Origin of the sequence: Paenibacillus sp. FSL W8-1187 (assembly GCF_037965485.1) — a bacterium.
GTDB lineage: Bacteria > Bacillota > Bacilli > Paenibacillales > Paenibacillaceae > Paenibacillus_O > Paenibacillus_O pasadenensis.
The window spans coordinates 1831778-1847365 of record NZ_CP150181.1; the positions used below are offsets into that span (position 1 = coordinate 1831778).

The 15588-nt window shown below is 68.6% G+C and carries 11 protein-coding genes; 10 read left to right on the plus strand and 1 reads right to left on the minus strand.

Annotation, left to right across the window (positions count from 1 at the left end):
• Positions 1–10: 10 nt before the first annotated feature.
• Both NYE40_RS07980 and NYE40_RS07985 read left to right on the plus strand, forming a co-directional pair.
• Complete coding sequence (locus NYE40_RS07980; RefSeq protein ID WP_028599903.1) at positions 11–778, plus strand: 5-oxoprolinase subunit PxpA; 768 nt, start codon at positions 11–13, stop codon at positions 776–778.
• Positions 779–1248: 470 nt separating this feature from the next.
• Positions 1249–1635, plus strand: coding sequence for a gamma-glutamylcyclotransferase family protein (locus tag NYE40_RS07985; protein ID WP_028599902.1), 387 nt, complete (start codon positions 1249–1251; stop codon positions 1633–1635).
• A gap of 194 nt (positions 1636–1829) precedes the next feature.
• On the opposite strand, the gene NYE40_RS07990 is transcribed toward NYE40_RS07985, so the two are convergent.
• A complete protein-coding gene (locus tag NYE40_RS07990) occupies positions 1830–1997 on the minus strand; it encodes a hypothetical protein (RefSeq protein ID WP_153783173.1) in 168 nt (55 codons plus the stop codon).
• Between the two features lie 912 nt (positions 1998–2909).
• Here NYE40_RS07990 and NYE40_RS07995 point away from each other — a divergent pair.
• The 8 genes from NYE40_RS07995 (at position 2910) to panD (ending at position 15588) form a co-directional block, all read left to right on the plus strand.
• Entirely contained in the window at positions 2910–4856 is a 1947-nt protein-coding gene (locus NYE40_RS07995) for a copper resistance protein CopC (protein ID WP_339279750.1), read from the plus strand.
• A gap of 63 nt (positions 4857–4919) precedes the next feature.
• Positions 4920–5786, plus strand: a complete 867-nt coding sequence (locus NYE40_RS08000; RefSeq protein ID WP_339279751.1) for a histidine kinase — start codon at positions 4920–4922, stop codon at positions 5784–5786.
• Between the two features lie 19 nt (positions 5787–5805).
• Complete coding sequence (locus NYE40_RS08005; RefSeq protein ID WP_028599899.1) at positions 5806–6534, plus strand: response regulator transcription factor; 729 nt, start codon at positions 5806–5808, stop codon at positions 6532–6534.
• A 185-nt stretch (positions 6535–6719) separates the two neighbouring features.
• Positions 6720–7469, plus strand: a complete 750-nt coding sequence (locus tag NYE40_RS08010; protein WP_339279752.1) for a YcnI family protein — start codon at positions 6720–6722, stop codon at positions 7467–7469.
• Positions 7470–8000: 531 nt separating this feature from the next.
• Positions 8001–9035 (plus strand): phenylalanine--tRNA ligase subunit alpha, encoded by a 1035-nt coding sequence (gene pheS / locus NYE40_RS08015; RefSeq protein ID WP_339279753.1) that lies wholly within the window; start codon positions 8001–8003, stop codon positions 9033–9035.
• A 22-nt stretch (positions 9036–9057) separates the two neighbouring features.
• Positions 9058–11493, plus strand: coding sequence for a phenylalanine--tRNA ligase subunit beta (gene pheT / locus NYE40_RS08020; protein WP_339279754.1), 2436 nt, complete (start codon positions 9058–9060; stop codon positions 11491–11493).
• 200 nt (positions 11494–11693) lie between these two features.
• Positions 11694–14726: a hypothetical protein gene (locus tag NYE40_RS08025; RefSeq protein ID WP_339279755.1), complete on the plus strand. Its 3033-nt coding sequence runs from the start codon at positions 11694–11696 to the stop codon at positions 14724–14726.
• Positions 14727–15204: 478 nt separating this feature from the next.
• Positions 15205–15588 carry an aspartate 1-decarboxylase gene (panD, locus tag NYE40_RS08030; protein WP_028599895.1) on the plus strand — a complete coding sequence of 128 codons (384 nt, stop codon included), beginning with the start codon at positions 15205–15207 and terminating at the stop codon, positions 15586–15588.

The window sequence follows — 15588 nt, forward strand, 5'->3', positions numbered from 1 at the left end:
GCCATCCCGCATGCAAAAGCCGACGATCGACCTGAACGCCGATTTCGGCGAAGGGTATGGAAGCTACGCCTTCGGAGATGACGCCGCGCTGCTCGGCTCCATCACGAGCGCCAGCATCGCCTGCGGCTGGCATGCCGGCGACGCCCGCACGATGCGGACGTCGGTCGAGCGCTGCCTGCTAGCCGGCGTGGCGGTCGGCGCCCATCCGGGCTACCCGGACCGGCAAGGCTTCGGCCGCCGCGCGATGGCGCTGGACGCCGAGGAGGTGTACGAGGCCGTCCTTTATCAGACGGGCGCGCTGCAGGCGTTCGTGCGCGCCGCCGGCGGCGAGCTGCGCCACATCAAGCCGCATGGCGCGATGTATCATCGCTGCGGAGCCAGCCAGGCCCATGCGGATGCGGTCGCCCGGGCTGCCGCCGAGCTGGGCGGGCTGGCGCTGTTCGGCCCTCCCGGCGGACTGCTGGAGCGCGCGGCCGTCTCGGCCGGACTGCCGTTCGCGGCGGAAGGCTTCGCCGACCGCGCCTACTTGCCGGACGGCTCGCTCGCCGGCAGGGACCGGCCCGGCGCCGTGCACGGCGAGCCGTCCCAAGCGCTGGAGCAGGCGCTGACGATCGCGCTGCGCGGCGAGGCGCCCGCCTTGGGCGGAGGCTTCGCGCCGGTGGCGGCTCGGACGCTGTGCCTGCACGGCGACGGACCGGGCGCGGCCGAGCTGGCCGCGCTTATCCGCGCCGGCCTGGAGGCGGCCGGCGTCGCCGTGCGCGCGCCTTGGCAGCCATGAGCGGCGTGCTGGAGGCTCGCCGCAGCCGCTCCAGCTCCGAGGCCAGGGGCTCGAAAGCCCTTCTCGGAGCAAGCCCCGAAGCCGGCGGCTCGGAAGCTCCTCTTGGCGCATGCTCCGAGGCCGGCGGCTTGGAACCTCCTCTTGGTGCATGCTCCGAGGCGAGCGGCTCGGAAGCACCTCTCGGCGCATGCTCCGAAGCCGGCGGCTTGAAAGCCCTTTTCAACGCATGCCCTGAGGCCAGCGGCTTGGAAGCCACTCTCGGCACATGCTCCGAGGTCAGCGGCTCGAAAGCACCTCTCGACGCTTGCTCCGAGGCCGGCGGCTCGGAAGCCACTCTCGGGGCATGCCCCGAGGCCGGCGGCTCGAAGGCACATCGCCCCGCATGCCCTGTGAGCAACGATCCGCAAGCCGCTCGCGGCCCATCCGCTCCATCCGCTCCGCTGCCTCAGGCTGATCAAGCACATTCGTTGATGTCCCCATCCTCTGGCATCTGGATGTTTGTCTACGGTACGCTACAGCCCGGACGCAGCAACTTCGGCGTCGTCGCTCCGTTCGTCCTTGCGCAGCGGCCGGGACGGGTGCGGGGGCGCCTCGTCGACGCGGCGGACGGCCATTATCCCGCGCTTGTCCGCGAGCTTTCCGCTTTGAACCGGGCCGTTCGGGGCTGGTGGCTGCTGCTGGAGCGCGACGGCTTGGCCGCCTGCGATCGGCTGGAGGAATTTTTCGGCCCGGAAGAGGCGAATGACTACGAGCGGATCTGGACGCGGGATCTCGACGATCCGGCCCGTCAGGGCTGGGTCTATGTCTGGCCCGACGACCGCGGCTGCGCCGATTTGCACAACGGAGTGTGGCCGTAACGTTGCAGTCTCGTTTGCAGCCTCGAGTTGAGATGGAAGCGGGCTTGGCTCCACCACCAGCATCGTACACCCTGAGACAAAAGCGGAGCTTGAGCGGCTGACGGCTATGAATAAGGATAGAAACCAAACCGCTGGTGACGAGGCGGTTTGGTTTTTGGTTTTCCCAACTATCGGAATACTGCATTCTAGCTTGGTTATCGGGCGTTCGGAGCCTGGCTCTCCGGCTCGGGTTCGAAAGCGATCAGCGTCACCGGGCGGCCTTCTCCGTCCGACAGCGATTGCTCCAGCTCCCGGATCCTTTCCACTGCCACGAGGGGAAGCTCGGCGTATCGGTACGGCTCGAAGGGCTGGGACTTGCTCATCTGCGTTCACCTCCTTGCGGATAGCGTTCGCTCTCCACAGCATCTTTATCCAGATAAAGGGAGAGGGGGGCGGCGCTTTTGAGAGGCGTCCGCTCCATCACATCGACGCTCATCGCTCGATCGTCCGTCACGGGATCGCTCGAAAAACTCGGATTGCAGCTGCCCGGCGGCGCGCATCCGAGACCGTAACCGGAAAAAGTCGGGCTGCAGCTCCTGGGCAGAGTGCATCCGAGCCTCTAACCCGAAAAAATCGGGTTGCAGGCGCCAGGCAGAGCGCATCCGAGGCTGTAACCCGAAAAAATCGGGTTGCAGCCGTCTGGCAGAGTGTATCCGAGCCTGTAACCCGAAAAAATCGGGTTGCAGTCACCAGGGCAGAGCGTATCCGAGCCTGTAACTCGAAAAACTCGGGTTGCAGGGCTTTGAGGTGCGCGTTCGTAGGCAATTACGCGGAAAAACCGAGTAACTCGGGCGTGCAGGAGGAGAAACGGAGGGAGTTGCGCGGAAAGACCGAGTAACTCGGGCATGCAGAAGGCGAAGCGTAGGGAGTTGCGCGGAAAAACCGAGTAACTCGAGCATGCAGGAGGAGAAACGGAGGGAGTTGCGCGGAAAAACCGAGTAACTCGGGCGTGCAGGGGAAGACACGGAGGGAGTTGCGCGGAAAAACCGAGTAACTCGGGCGTGCAGGGGAAGACACGGAGGGAGTTGCGCGGAAAAACCGAGTAACTCGGGCGTGCAGGAGGAGAAACGGAGGGAGTTGCGCGGAAAAACCGAGTAACTCGGGTGCGAGGATGGCAGAACGCCCGGAATTGCCGGGCCTTCCCCAAATGTTCACAAACCGGATTGGTCGAGATGGAGCCCATCAAGTAAACTAGAGGGCGAGAGGAAGGAACGAAAGGAAGTGCCCCCGAGCGCATGAACGCCAACTCACGCAACGAATTCCCACCGGACGCCATACGAGCGGCAACGGCGCGGAAGCAGTCTCAAACCTCGCACGAGACCGAGCTCGCCGCAAAGCGGCCTCGGCCAGAGGCGCTCCATCGGCCTCGCGCCTCGGCGCCGCGCCCCCCGGCGCCCGGCCACCGCGCCTCGGCTCTGCGCCCCCTGGCGGCCGGCCACCGCGCCTCGGCTCCGCGCCTACTGGCGCCTGGCCACCGCGCCGCAGCCGCCGCCAAGCGGCCGCGGCCAGCATCGCACCGGCGGCCCGGCGCCTCCCCGCGCGCCGCGCGCCTGACGCTGCGGCGCCTCAACGCCGCGCTGCTCGGCGTGCTGACGCTGCTCGCGCTGCTGCTCGGCGCGCCGCAGCAGGCGGCGGCGCACGCGTCGCTGCTCGAAGCGAGCCCGGCAGCGGGCTCGCGGCTCGAAGCCGCGCCCGCCGAGGTGCGGCTCGTGTTCAACGAGCGCATCGAAGGCGCGGTCGGCGCGCTCGAGGTGCTGGACGGCAGCTCCGACCCCGTCACCGCCGAGCGGGCGAAGCTCAGCGAGGACGGGCTGACGCTGACCTTGCCGCTGCCCAAGCTGGGCGAGGGCGTCTATACGGTCAGCTACCGCATCATTTCCGAGGACGGCCATCCGGTCGGCGGCTCCTACGTCTTCGTCGTCGGAGACCCGCCCGCCGCGCGGGACGCCTCGACGTTCGACGTCCATGCCCAGCTCGGCCACGCCGGCCACGAAGAAGGCGGGCTGACGACGGCCAGCCTGATCCTGTACGCCGTGCGCTTCCTGTACTACGCGGCGCTCATGCTGGCCGCCGGAGCGGCGCTCTGGCCGCTGCTGTACCGGCAAGGCTGGTCCCGCATCCCCGAGCCGCTGCGCGGACGGCTCGAGCGGCTGCCGCAGCAGGCGCTCGTGCTCGCCGCGCTGCTCTACGTCTTCGTCGAGACGCAGCAGCTCATGATCGGCCAGCCGGCGTCCGAATGGAGCCGGCTGTTCACGGCTACGGCCGTCGGACAGAGCTATCTGGCGCTGCTGCTGCTCGCCTTTGCCGGCCTCGCGCTGCCGGCGGGCCGAAGCGCGCTGCGCTTCGTCTGGGCGCTGCCGCTGCTCGCGACGGAGGCGTGGAGCGGCCATGCGGCCGCTGCCGCGCCGCGCTGGGCGGCGCTCTCGCTCGATTACGTCCATCTCGCCTTCGCGGCGCTGTGGGCGGGCGGCCTCATGCTGCTGTTCGTCCTCTGGCAGGCGGAGCGCAAGGAAGCCGGACGCTTCGCCGCCAGCTTCTCGCGCATGGCCTGGATCAGCATCGTGGCGCTGACGCTGACGGGCATCGGCTTGACGCTCCTGTACATGACCAAGCCCGAGTATTTGCTGCTGACGCCTTGGGGCATCCTGCTGCTTGTCAAGACCGGGCTGGTCGTGCTCGTGGCGGGAGCCGGCTTCCTGATCCGCGTCCGCATGAAGCGGTCTGGCTTCCCGGGCGGCGCGCTGCTCAAGGCCGACGGCGCGCTGATGGCGCTCATTCTCGTCATCGTCGGCATCTTCACCTACATCAGCCCGCTTCCGGCCAACGAGCCGGTCGGCTGGCACAAGATGGGCAGCGAGATGCATACGTCGATCCGGATCGCGCCGAACGTGCCGGGAGACAACGAGTTCACGGTCCGCATCTGGATGCACAAGAGCCTGGGCGATCCGAAGTCGGTCCAGCTGCGCCTCATGTCCGAAGACAAGCCGGAGCTCGGCGCGATCGAGATTCCGCTGGAGCCGTTCAAGGACGACGAGATCAGCACGTTCGAAGGCTACACCAAGACGGCCTACCGGGCCAAGGGCACGTATCTTCCGTTCGCGGGCCGCTGGACGGCCGAGGTCCGCGTCATGGACCCGAACGACGACGAGCGGGTCGAACGCTTGAGCTTCCGCAATTACTGACGAGCGGCGACAGGAGCTGCGAGAGGAGCCGGCAGGCCGGCCGAGGAGGGGGAGACGGACGAGATGAAAGCAAGCACGATCAAAAGGCTCATCCTCTGGACGCCGACCGTCCTGACGGCGGCATGGGAATATGCCCGCCATACGTTCCTGCTGCCGTACGTGTCGATGGACACGGGCAACGTCATCAGTCCGATCCTCGTTTTTCTCGTCACGGTGACGCTGCTCTCCAAGCTGTTCGCCATGCTTGAGAACGTGCAGGAGCAGCTGCGGCGCGAGCAGGCGGTGAAGGCGGCCGTCCAGGAAAGGGATCAGATGGCCCGCGAGCTGCACGACGGCATCTCGCAGTCGCTGTTCCTGCTGTCGGTCAAGCTCGATCGGCTCGACCGGGCGGAGTCGCCCGAGGAGGTCAAGCAGGCGAGCGAGCAGATCCGCGGCACGGTGCGCCATGTGTACGAGGACGTGCGGGAGGCGATCGCCAGCCTGCGCTCGGCGGATACGGCGGCGGAGAGCGGCATGCCGTGGCTGCAGCCGCTGCAGGATGCCGCGGCCGAGCTGGAGGAGTCGGGGACGAGCACGGAGATCGACTGGCAGCTGCCCGACCTGCTGCTGACGAGCCGCGAAAAGGTCGAGCTGCTCGCGATCGTGCGCGAGGCGCTCATGAACGTGCGCAAGCATGCCTCCGCCTCGCTCGTGAGCGTCGCCTGCCGGCAGGTCGGAGCGGACGGCTTTCGCTGCGTCGTCGCCGACGACGGGCTCGGCGCTTCGCCGGGAGCCGAATCGGCCAAGGGCCATTACGGCGTGCGCATGATGCGCGACCGCGCGGAAGGCGCGGGCTGGAGCTTCCGGTTCCAGAGCCCCCGCTCCGACCTGGAGACAGGCACGTCCGTCGAAATCATGCGCCAGCCGTCTGACGCCAAGTTGAAGCCATGAACATCGAGGAGGAAAGACGATGAATGCTGCCGAACGGAACGACCCGGTGCGGGTGCTGCTGGTCGACGACCATCCGCATGGGCGCGAAGGAATGAGGATGATCGTCTCGGAGGACCCTTTCTTCGAGATCGCCGGAGAGGCGTCGGGAGGCGAGGAGGCGGTCGCGCGCGCCGAAGAGCTGCAGCCGGACCTCATCCTGATGGACATCCGCATGCCGGGCGTCGGAGGGCTGGAGGCGACGTCCCGCATCAAGGCGTCGCTGCCGTCCGTCAAGATCGTCATGGTGACGGTGTCCGACGATATCGCCGACCTGTTCGAGGCGATCAAGCGGGGAGCCCAGGGCTATCTGCTCAAAAACCTGTCCCCGTCCGCCTGGCTCGATTACTTGCGGGCCGTCTCGCTCGACCAGGCGCCGATGAGCCGGGAGCTGGCGACGCGCATCCTGCAGGAATTCCTGCCGGGAGGGCGGGCCTCCGCGTCCGCGGACCCGCGGACGGCGATCCCTTCCGCTCCGCGGACGGCGGCGTCGACGCTGTCTCCGCTCACCGAGCGCGAGAAGGAGATCCTCGAGCGAGTCGCGCGCGGCGACTCCAATCGCGAGGCGGCGGCTGCGCTCGGCATTTCGGAGAATACGGTCAAGAACCATCTCAAGAACATCCTGCAGAAGCTGCATCTCGACAACCGGGTCCAGCTCGCGCGCTACGCCTACGAGAACGGGCTCATGGACCGCGGCGCAGGCGGAGGCTGAGTCGGCGAGAGGGCGGTCCGCACGGCGGCCGGTCCCACCTTCCCGAGCGGATGGCGGATCGGCCGTCGTCCTCATTTTTGTCAAGATCATAGCCCTTTCGGGTCATGTCCATTGCCTGCGGCGATCCTATACTTGTAAAAGAAAATCACGGACCAGCACAACAGTCCGACAGGAGGAAACAAGACATGAATCAACGCCGCAAAAGCGCGCTGTCCCGCAGCAAAGGGAGCGTCGCGGCTCTGCTCGCCGCGCTGTCGCTGTTCCTGATGGCCGGCATGGCGAGCGCCCATGTGACGGTATGGCCCAAGGAGGTCGCTCAGAACTCGTATGAGGTGTTCACGGTGCGGGTGCCGAGCGAGAAGAAGGACGTGCTGACGACCGCGGTCGCCGTGCGCGTACCGGAGGGCGTGAACATCACCCGCACGCAGCCGCAGCCCGGCTGGAAGACCGAGCTCGAGCGCTCGGCCGACGGCAAGATCGAACGCATCACCTGGACGGCGGAAGAAGGCCAGGGACTGGCCGTCGAGAACTTTACCGAGTTCAAGCTGTCGGGCAAGGTAGAGGCGGACGCGACCGAGCTCAAGTGGAAGGCTTACCAGACGTACAGCGACAGCAGCGTCGTCGAGTGGATCGGCGCGCCGGACGCCGACTATCCGGGTCCGGTCACGGCCGTAGGCGCCGGCGAGGCCGAGAGCGACGGCCATGGCCACGGCGCGGCCGAAGCGAGCCCGGCTCCGAGCTCGGCTCCAGCCGCATCGGCTGCTCCGGAGGCGTCCGCCGCTCCGGCTGCCAGCGACGCTCCGGCTGTCGATCAGCCGCTTGCGCCGGCTGCCGAGAAAGACAGCCTGCCGCTGATCCTCTCGATCATCGCGCTGGCGCTCGGCGTCGTCGCCGTCATCGCGGCGTTCACGCGCCGCGGCGGCTCGAAGGGCTGAGCAGGCGGCCGGGCCCGGCCGTGCGGCCTTGCCTGCCGAATCGTCCGCCGGACCTGAAGCGGCGGCTGCCGCGCTGCAGCCGCCGGCTGCCGATGCCGGGCGGACGGAGCCCCTTCAGTTGCATTTTCCATTCGCTCTGGATATAATGAGCCAAGATATCCACCAGCATCGATGGAGACCAGTACGCCATGCCTGGCCCGACAGGGAGGGACCGCCGCCGATTGAGAGCGGTCCCCGGCAGCCAGCCGGCCGAATTCACTCCGGAGCTCGAGCCTTGAACGCGTCCGCGAGGACGCCTGTAGGGGCTCGCGGGCAGCCGTCCGTTATCCGGCCTTCAAGCAGCCCGGCGCATCCGCGCTAGGGACGAGCGGCTTTTCCGGCGGGTTTTCCGCCTCCAGGAGATGCCCCGCCCAGCGGCTGGAATCAGGGTGGTACCACGGTCCTTTCGTCCCTAGCGGAGAAAGGGCCTTTTTGTTTTTTCACAGCGGCTTGCGGCGGCAGCCGGAGCCAAGTCCGAAGGAGGCGTTAGCGATGAAGGAACGTTTGGAGGCTTTGCAGGCGGAAGCGCTGCAGGAGCTGCAAGGAGTCGCCGGACCGCAGGAGCTCGGCGAGCTTCGCATCAAGTATTTGGGCAAAAAAGGCGCGCTCACCGAAATTCTGCGCGGCATGGGCGCGCTGAGCGCCGAGGAGCGTCCGGCCGTCGGCGAGGTCGCCAACCGCGTGCGCGGGGCGATCGAGGCCGTCATCGAGGAAAAGGCGGCGGCTTACCGGCGCGCCGAGACCGAGCTGCGGCTGCGCTCGGAGACGATCGACGTGACGCTGCCCGGCAGCGCGCTGCCGACCGGAGCGGTCCATCCGCTGAACAAGGTCGCGCAGGAGATCGAGGACATCTTCATCGGCCTCGGCTACACGATCGCCGAAGGTCCCGAGGTCGAGACCGACTACTACAACTTCGAGGCGCTCAACCTGCCCAAGGACCACCCGGCCCGCGACATGCAGGACTCGTTCTACATCACCGACGAGATCCTCATGCGCACGCAGACGTCGCCCGTACAGATCCGCGCGATGAAGGCGATGAACGGCAAGTCGCCGCTCAAGGTCATCTGCCCCGGCAAGGTGTACCGCCGCGACGACGACGACGCGACGCACTCGTTCCAGTTCAACCAGGTCGAGGGGCTCGTCGTCGGCAAAGGCATCCGCATGAGCGACCTGAAGGGCACGCTGCTGCAGTTCGTGCAGGAGATGTTCGGCAAGCAGGCGCGCATCCGCCTGCGCCCGAGCTTCTTCCCGTTCACCGAGCCGAGCGCCGAGGTCGACGTCACCTGCTCGCAGTGCGGCGGCAGCGGCTGCCGGATGTGCAAGCAGACCGGCTGGCTCGAGATTCTCGGCTGCGGCATGGTGCATCCCAAGGTGCTCGAGGCCGGCGGCTACGATCCGGAGGAAGTGACCGGCTTCGCCTTCGGCATGGGCATCGAGCGGATCGCGCTGCTCAAATACGGCATCGACGACATCCGCCATTTCTACGCGGGCGACCTGCGCTTCCTGAGCCAGTTCGAGCGGATGTAAGGAAAGAGAGGGGACTAGCGCCATGAAAATATCGACGAACTGGCTGGCGGACTACATCAGCCTCGAAGGGCTGACGCCGCAGGAGATCGCGGAGAAGATGACGTCCGGCGGCATCGAGATCGACGCCGTCGAGGCGATGGATAAAGGCGTAAGCGGCGTTGTCGTCGGCTACGTCAAGGAAAAGACGAAGCATCCCGACGCCGACAAGCTGAACGTCTGCAAGGTCGACGTCGGCGCCGGCGAGGACCTGCAGATCGTCTGCGGCGCGGCCAACGTGGACGCCGGCCAGCATGTGCCGGTCGCGACCGTCGGCGCGAAGCTGCCGGGCGGCCTCGCGATCAAGCGCGCCAAGCTGCGCGGCGTCGAGTCGCAGGGCATGATCTGCTCCGCGCGCGAGCTCGGGCTGAACGACAAGCTGCTGCCGAAGGAGCTGCAGGAGGGCATCCTCGTCCTGCCGAAGCTGGAGCTCGGCCGGCCGATCGTCGACGTGCTCGACCTCGGCGCCCATGTGCTGGAGCTCGATCTGACGCCGAACCGCTCGGACGCGCTCAGCTACCTCGGCGTCGCCTACGAGATCGGCGCGCTCACGGGCCGTCCGGTCAAGCTGCCGGAGAGCGCCGTGTTCGGCGCGGCGGACAAGACGGCGGACCGCCTGTCCGTGCGCATCGACGCCCGCGAGGCGTGCGCGCACTACAGCGCCCGCTACATCCGCGGCGTGCAGGTCGCGCCGTCGCCGCTCTGGCTGCAGAACCGGCTGATGGCGGCCGGCATCCGGCCGATCAACAACATCGTCGACGTGACGAACTACGTCATGCTGGAATACGGCCAGCCGCTCCATGCGTTCGACGCGGACCGCGTCGCCGGCGGCAGCATCGTCGTGCGCTTCGCCCGCGAAGGCGAGGAGCTGGAGACGCTGGACGGCCAGCTGCGCAAGCTGCAGCCGCATATGCTCGTCATCGCCGACGGCGAGAAGGCGATCGGCCTTGCCGGCGTCATGGGCGGCGCGAACTCCGAGGTGGACGGCGATACGACGAACGTCATCCTCGAATCCGCCAAGTTCGACGGCTCCGTCGTGCGGCGCACGTCCCGCCAGCTCGGCCTGCGCTCGGAGGCGAGCCTGCGCTTCGAGAAGGAAGTCGATCCGGCGCGCGTCATCCCGGCGCTCGACCGCGCGGCTTCGCTGATCGCGAAGCTCGGCAGCGGCCTCGTCACCGACGGCATCGCCGAGGACGTGGCGCGCACGTACGAGCCGGCCGTCATCGAGGTGTCGCTGGAGCGGATCTCCGGCTATCTGGGCGCGGACATCTCCAAGCTGGAGGCGCAGGCGATCTTCGGCCGCCTCGGCTTCGACTCCGAGGTCGGCGACGGGTCGATCACCGTGCAGGTGCCGACGCGCCGCGGGGACATCTCCCGCGACGTCGACCTGATCGAGGAGATCGCCCGCCTGTACGGCTACGACAACATCAAGGCGACGCCGATCGTCGGCGAGACGACGCCGGGCTCGCTGACCGCGCCGCAGGCGGTGCGCCGCGAGCTGCGCCGCCGCTTGTCGGACGCCGGCCTGCACGAGGTCATCAGCTACTCGTTCACGGCGCCGGAGCGGGCGGGGCTGTTCCCGGACCTCGCTCAGGACGCGAAGCCGATCCGCCTGGCGATGCCGATGAGCGAGGAGCGCAGCGTGCTGCGCACGTCGCTGCTGCCGCAGCTGCTGGAGACGGCGGCGTACAACCGCAATCGCAAAAACCACGATCTCGCGCTGTTCGAGATCGGCACGGTGTTCCACACCGACGAGGAGACGCTGACGCGTCTGCCGCAGGAGAAGCATCGCTTCGCGCTGCTGCTGACCGGAGCGAGCCGCTCCGCCGCGTGGAACCGCAAGGCGGAGAAGGCCGACTTCTACGATGCTAAAGGCGTGCTGGAGACGATCTTCGCCGCGCTCGGCCTGAGCGGATCGGTCTCCTACGAGGCCGCCGCTCCGTCCGGCCTGCATCCGGGCCGCACGGCCGCCGTCAAGCTGGACGGCGAGCGCGGAGCGGAGACGATCGGCTACGTCGGCCAGCTTCATCCGGAGCTGCAGCTGGAGCTCGGCCTTGACGACGTCTTCGTCGCCGAGCTGGAGCTGGGCGCGCTGTACGATGCGGCCGACCGCTCGATCGTCTACCGCACGCTGCCGCGCTATCCGGCGGCCGACCGCGACATCGCGGTGACGGTCGACGAGACGGTGCCGGCGGCCGCGCTGGCCGCCGCCGTCCGCGAGGCGGCCGGCGAGCTGCTGGAGTCGGTGCGGGTGTTCGACGTCTACACCGGAGAGAAGCTTGGCGCCGGCCGCAAGAGCGTCGCGCTGGCGCTCGTGTACCGCCATGCGGAGCGCACGCTGACCGACGAGGAGGTCGCGGCGGCGCATGCCGCGGCGGTCGCCGCGCTGGAGCAATCTTTCTCCGCGGAATTAAGGAAATAGGCAGGAAACGCAGGAAGCCGCATCGAAGTAATCCCGCGAGGGAGCTGCCGATGCGGCTTTTCCTTGTCTGGAGGGGCGCGGCGAAGCCGGAAGGCCCTCTGGATCGTTCTTATCCACATGGATCTTGACGCCCTGAGACGGGCGATCGAAATAGACGGGCAGCAGGAGAGCAGCTCAACGAGCAACGGGAGGATACCGCCTTGAAGGAAGCCGATCGCTTGAGAGTAACGGTCGATATATACGGACATCAATACCGGTTGACGGGTCATAGCAGCTCGGATTATATCCGCCGGGTCGCGCAGGTCGTCGACGAGAACATGCACAAGCTGGCCAAGGGCTACCCGCGGCTGGACATGCCGAGGCTGGCGGTGCTTGCGGCCGTGCATATGGCGGAGGACGTATTCCGCTTGCGGCAGGACAGCGAGCTGCTCAAGGAGGAGCAGAGCATCCGCAAGACGCTCATGGGCGAGCTGGACAAGGCGCAGGCCGCGACGGAGCAGGCGCGCGAGGAGCTCGCGCGGTCCGAGCGGCGGGCGGCGGAGGAGCTGGAGCGGCTGCTCGGCGAGCGCGAGGCGGCGGAAGCCGCGCTGCGCGCCGAGGCCGAGGAGCGGCTGGCCGCCGTGCAGGAGGCCGTCAAGGAGGAGGCGCAGCGGCTGGAGCGCCAAAGCGCCGAGACGGCGGCCGAGCTCGAGCGGCGCTGGCGGGAGGAAAGAGAGCGCCTGATCGAGGAGAACCGCGTCCGCGCCGAGGAGCTGGAGCGCCGGCATGAGGCGGAGCGCGCCGAGGCCGCGCAGATGCTTGAAGCGGAGCGGCAGGAGTGGGAACGGCTCTACGAGGCGGAGGCGAACGAGCGCGAGTCGCGGCTTGCCGAGGCGATGGCGGAGGCGGAGCGGCGTCATGAGGCGGAAAAGGCCGCCGCCCGCGAGCAGCTCGAGACGGAGCGGCGCCGGCTGGCGGTGCAGCTGGAGGAGAGCCGCGCGGAGCTGGAGCGCCGGCTCGAGGAGGAGCGCGCCGAGGCGGCCGGCGTCTTCGAGCGCGAGCGGGCGGAGCTCGCGGCGGCGCATGCGGCCGAGCTGGCCGCGCGCGAGGAAGCGTTCGCCGTCCAGCTCGCGGAGCTGGAGGAGCGCTTGCTGGAGCGCATCCATGAGCTTCAGGCGCTGCATGCCGGCGAGGCCGAGGCGCGCGAGCGCGAGCGGGCGGAGCTGGAGCAGCTGTACGAGGCCGAGTGCCGGGAGCGCGAGCAGGAACGCGCGGCGCTGCTGGAATCGAAGCGGGCGGAGCTCGAGACGCTCGAGGCTCGTCATCTGCTGCGCGTCGGCGAGCTGGAGGAGCAGCTGCTCGCGGCGCGGCAGCAGGGCGAGCGCAGCCTCGCCGAGCTTCGCCTGCAGCAGCGGGCGGAGCTCGAGGGCGCGCTTGCCGGCCGCGAGGCCGAGCATCGCGGCGAGCTGGAGCGGCTGCGCGCGGAGCAGGAGCTTCAGCTCGCCGAAGCGCTGGAGCTGGCGCAGGCGACGGAGGCTGAGCTCCAGTCGCAGCTGACGGAGAGCGCTTCCGCGCTGGAGGAGGCTCGCCAGCAGCTCGCCGCGCTGGAGCAGCGGCTGCAGCAGCAGCGCCAGGAGCAGCAGCGGCAGCTGCAAGAGCTGCAGCAGGAGCAGCTGCAAGTGCTGCAGGAGCTGCGCCAGGAGCAGCAGCAGGCGCTGGAGGCCGAGCGGCAGCAATTGCAGGAGCGCCAGCAGGAGCTGGAGGCCGAGCGGCAGCAGCTGCAGGCCGAGCGCGAGCGCGGCAGCCGGCTTGAGCTGAAGCTTGCCGCCGAGCGGACCGGACGCGAGGAGGCGGAGCGGCTGTTCGCCGAGGCCGGAGAGCGGGCCGAGGCGCTGGAGCGCGGCGAGGCCGAAGCGCGCGAGCGGCTCGGCCTTGCCGAGGAGCAGCTCGAGGCGTCGCGCCGCGAGCTGGAGGCGCAGGCCGGCCGCGCCGCCGCGCTGGAGGCGGAGCTGGAGCGGCTGCGCGCGGCGTCCGCCGCCGAGCGCGAGGCGGCCGCGAGCGAGCTCCGCGAGGCGCTGGAGCGGGCGGCCGGCGAGATCGGCCATGCGCGCGAGCAGGCGCAGGCCGAGGCGGCCGAGCAGGTGCGCGCGGCCGAGCGGCGCGCGGAGGCGCTGCAGGCGTCCGCCGCCGAGGAGGCGGAGCGGCTGCGCCGCGAGGCGGGCGAGGAGCTGAAGCTCGCGCAGCTTGCCGCGCAGGAGGAGCGCGAGCGGCTCGCCGCCGCCCATGCGCAGGAGCGCGAGCGGCTCGCTGCCGCCCATGCGCAGGAGCTGGAGCGGCTTCGCGCTGCAGCCGAGGCCGAGCGCGTCGGCGGCGCGGAGCGTCTGCGCGAGCTGGAGGAGCGAGCGGCCGGCGAGGCCGGCCGGGCGGAGGAGGCGCAGAGCCGTCTCGCCGGGCAAGGCGAGCAGTGGGCCCGGGAGCGGTCCGGCCTGGAGCAGGAGCGCGACGCCGCCCGTCGCGAGCTGGCTGAGGCTCGCGACGACTGGTCCAAGCGGATCGCGGATGCCGAGGAGCATCTGATGCTCGTCATGGAGCAGGAGGAGGCCCGCGGCCGGCTGCTCGGAGAATCCCAGCGGCTGCTGCGCTCGACGCAGGAGGAGCTGGAGCTGTCCCGGCAGCGGACGGCGGAGCTGGATGACCGGCTGCGCGAGACGGCGAGCCGCCTGCAGGAAGCGGTCGCTTCCCGCGACGAGGCCGAGGCCGCCCTGCGGGAGCGGCTGGCCGCAGCCGAGGCTGCCCGGGAAGCGCTGGAGCGCCGCCTGTCCGAGATGACAGGCCAGGCCGAGGCGCTGCGCGAGCAGTCCGAGCGGGACTGGCAGCGGCAGCTGGACGAGGCGGCCGCCGAGCGCGAGCGCCTGAGCCGTCTCGTCGCCGAGCAGCAGGAGCGGCTCGAGCAGCAGTCCCGGCTGGAGGCGGACCGCGCCGAGGCCGAGGAGGAGCTGCGGCGACAGCTGGAGCTCGCGCATCGGGAGGCCGCCGTCTCCGGCAGCGCGGTCGAGCGTCTGGAGGATGCGATGCGTCAGCTGGAGGAGGAGCGCACGGACAGCCGCCAGGATCTCGGCGAGCTGCAGCGCGACAACGAGCGGCTGACGACGGCCTACGACAAGCTGCGCACGGAATTCGAGCTGCTGCGTACGGAATATTCCAAGCTGCAGACGGAATATAACGAATGGATCGAGCTGATCGAGCAGAGCTGACGCCTTGAAGCGCGTCCGTCTCGAGCGGTCAAAAGAGGAGCCTTGCGGGCCGGAAACGGCATCCCGCAAGGCTTTTTCATTTCCCACAGGCGCAGTTGGAATAGAAAAGTCCCCCGGTGCCCAAGCACTTTTCTCCCTGTCGCCGCTTCCCTATATCCTCTAGTATTTAGGTGAAATAGACAATTTTAGCTCTTTGACAAAGAGGAGAATCAGGAGATTGGACCAAGGCGGCGGGCAGCCTTGCCTCGCTTGTTCCCGTGCCTTGCGGCATGCCGGTCCTTTTCTCCTGCAGCGCGTCCCCGCGGCGCGCGACGCATCTCCGCTCATTCCCCCCATCACGACTTCCTTCGAGCCGTTTCGCCGGCGAGCTTCCATCCACTCTTGACGAAAGGCGGTGCCCTCGCTCCTGCGGCCTCCGACCGCGCTGCGTCCGAACTCCCGAACCGATCGCTACCATTCCCAAGAGGAGAGTGTCCTTATGTTCAGAGAAATCCACAAATCCAAAATCCACCGCGCCGCCGTCACCGAGGCGAACCTCCACTATGTCGGCAGCATCACGATCGACCAGGACCTGCTCGATGCGACCGACATCTGGGAAAACGAAAAGGTGCAGGTCGTCAACATCAACAACGGCGCCCGCCTCGAAACCTACGTCATCCCCGGCCCGAGGGGCTCCGGCGTCATCTGCCTGAACGGCGCCGCCGCTCGGCACGCGCAGCCCGGCGACCTCGTCATCATCATGTCCTACGCGATGATGGCCGAGGAGGAAGCCCGCGGCTACGTCCCCAAGGTCATCGTCCTCGACGCGGACAATCGGATCGCGTCCGCCTCCTACCGCGAGCTCCATTCCACGACGATCTAG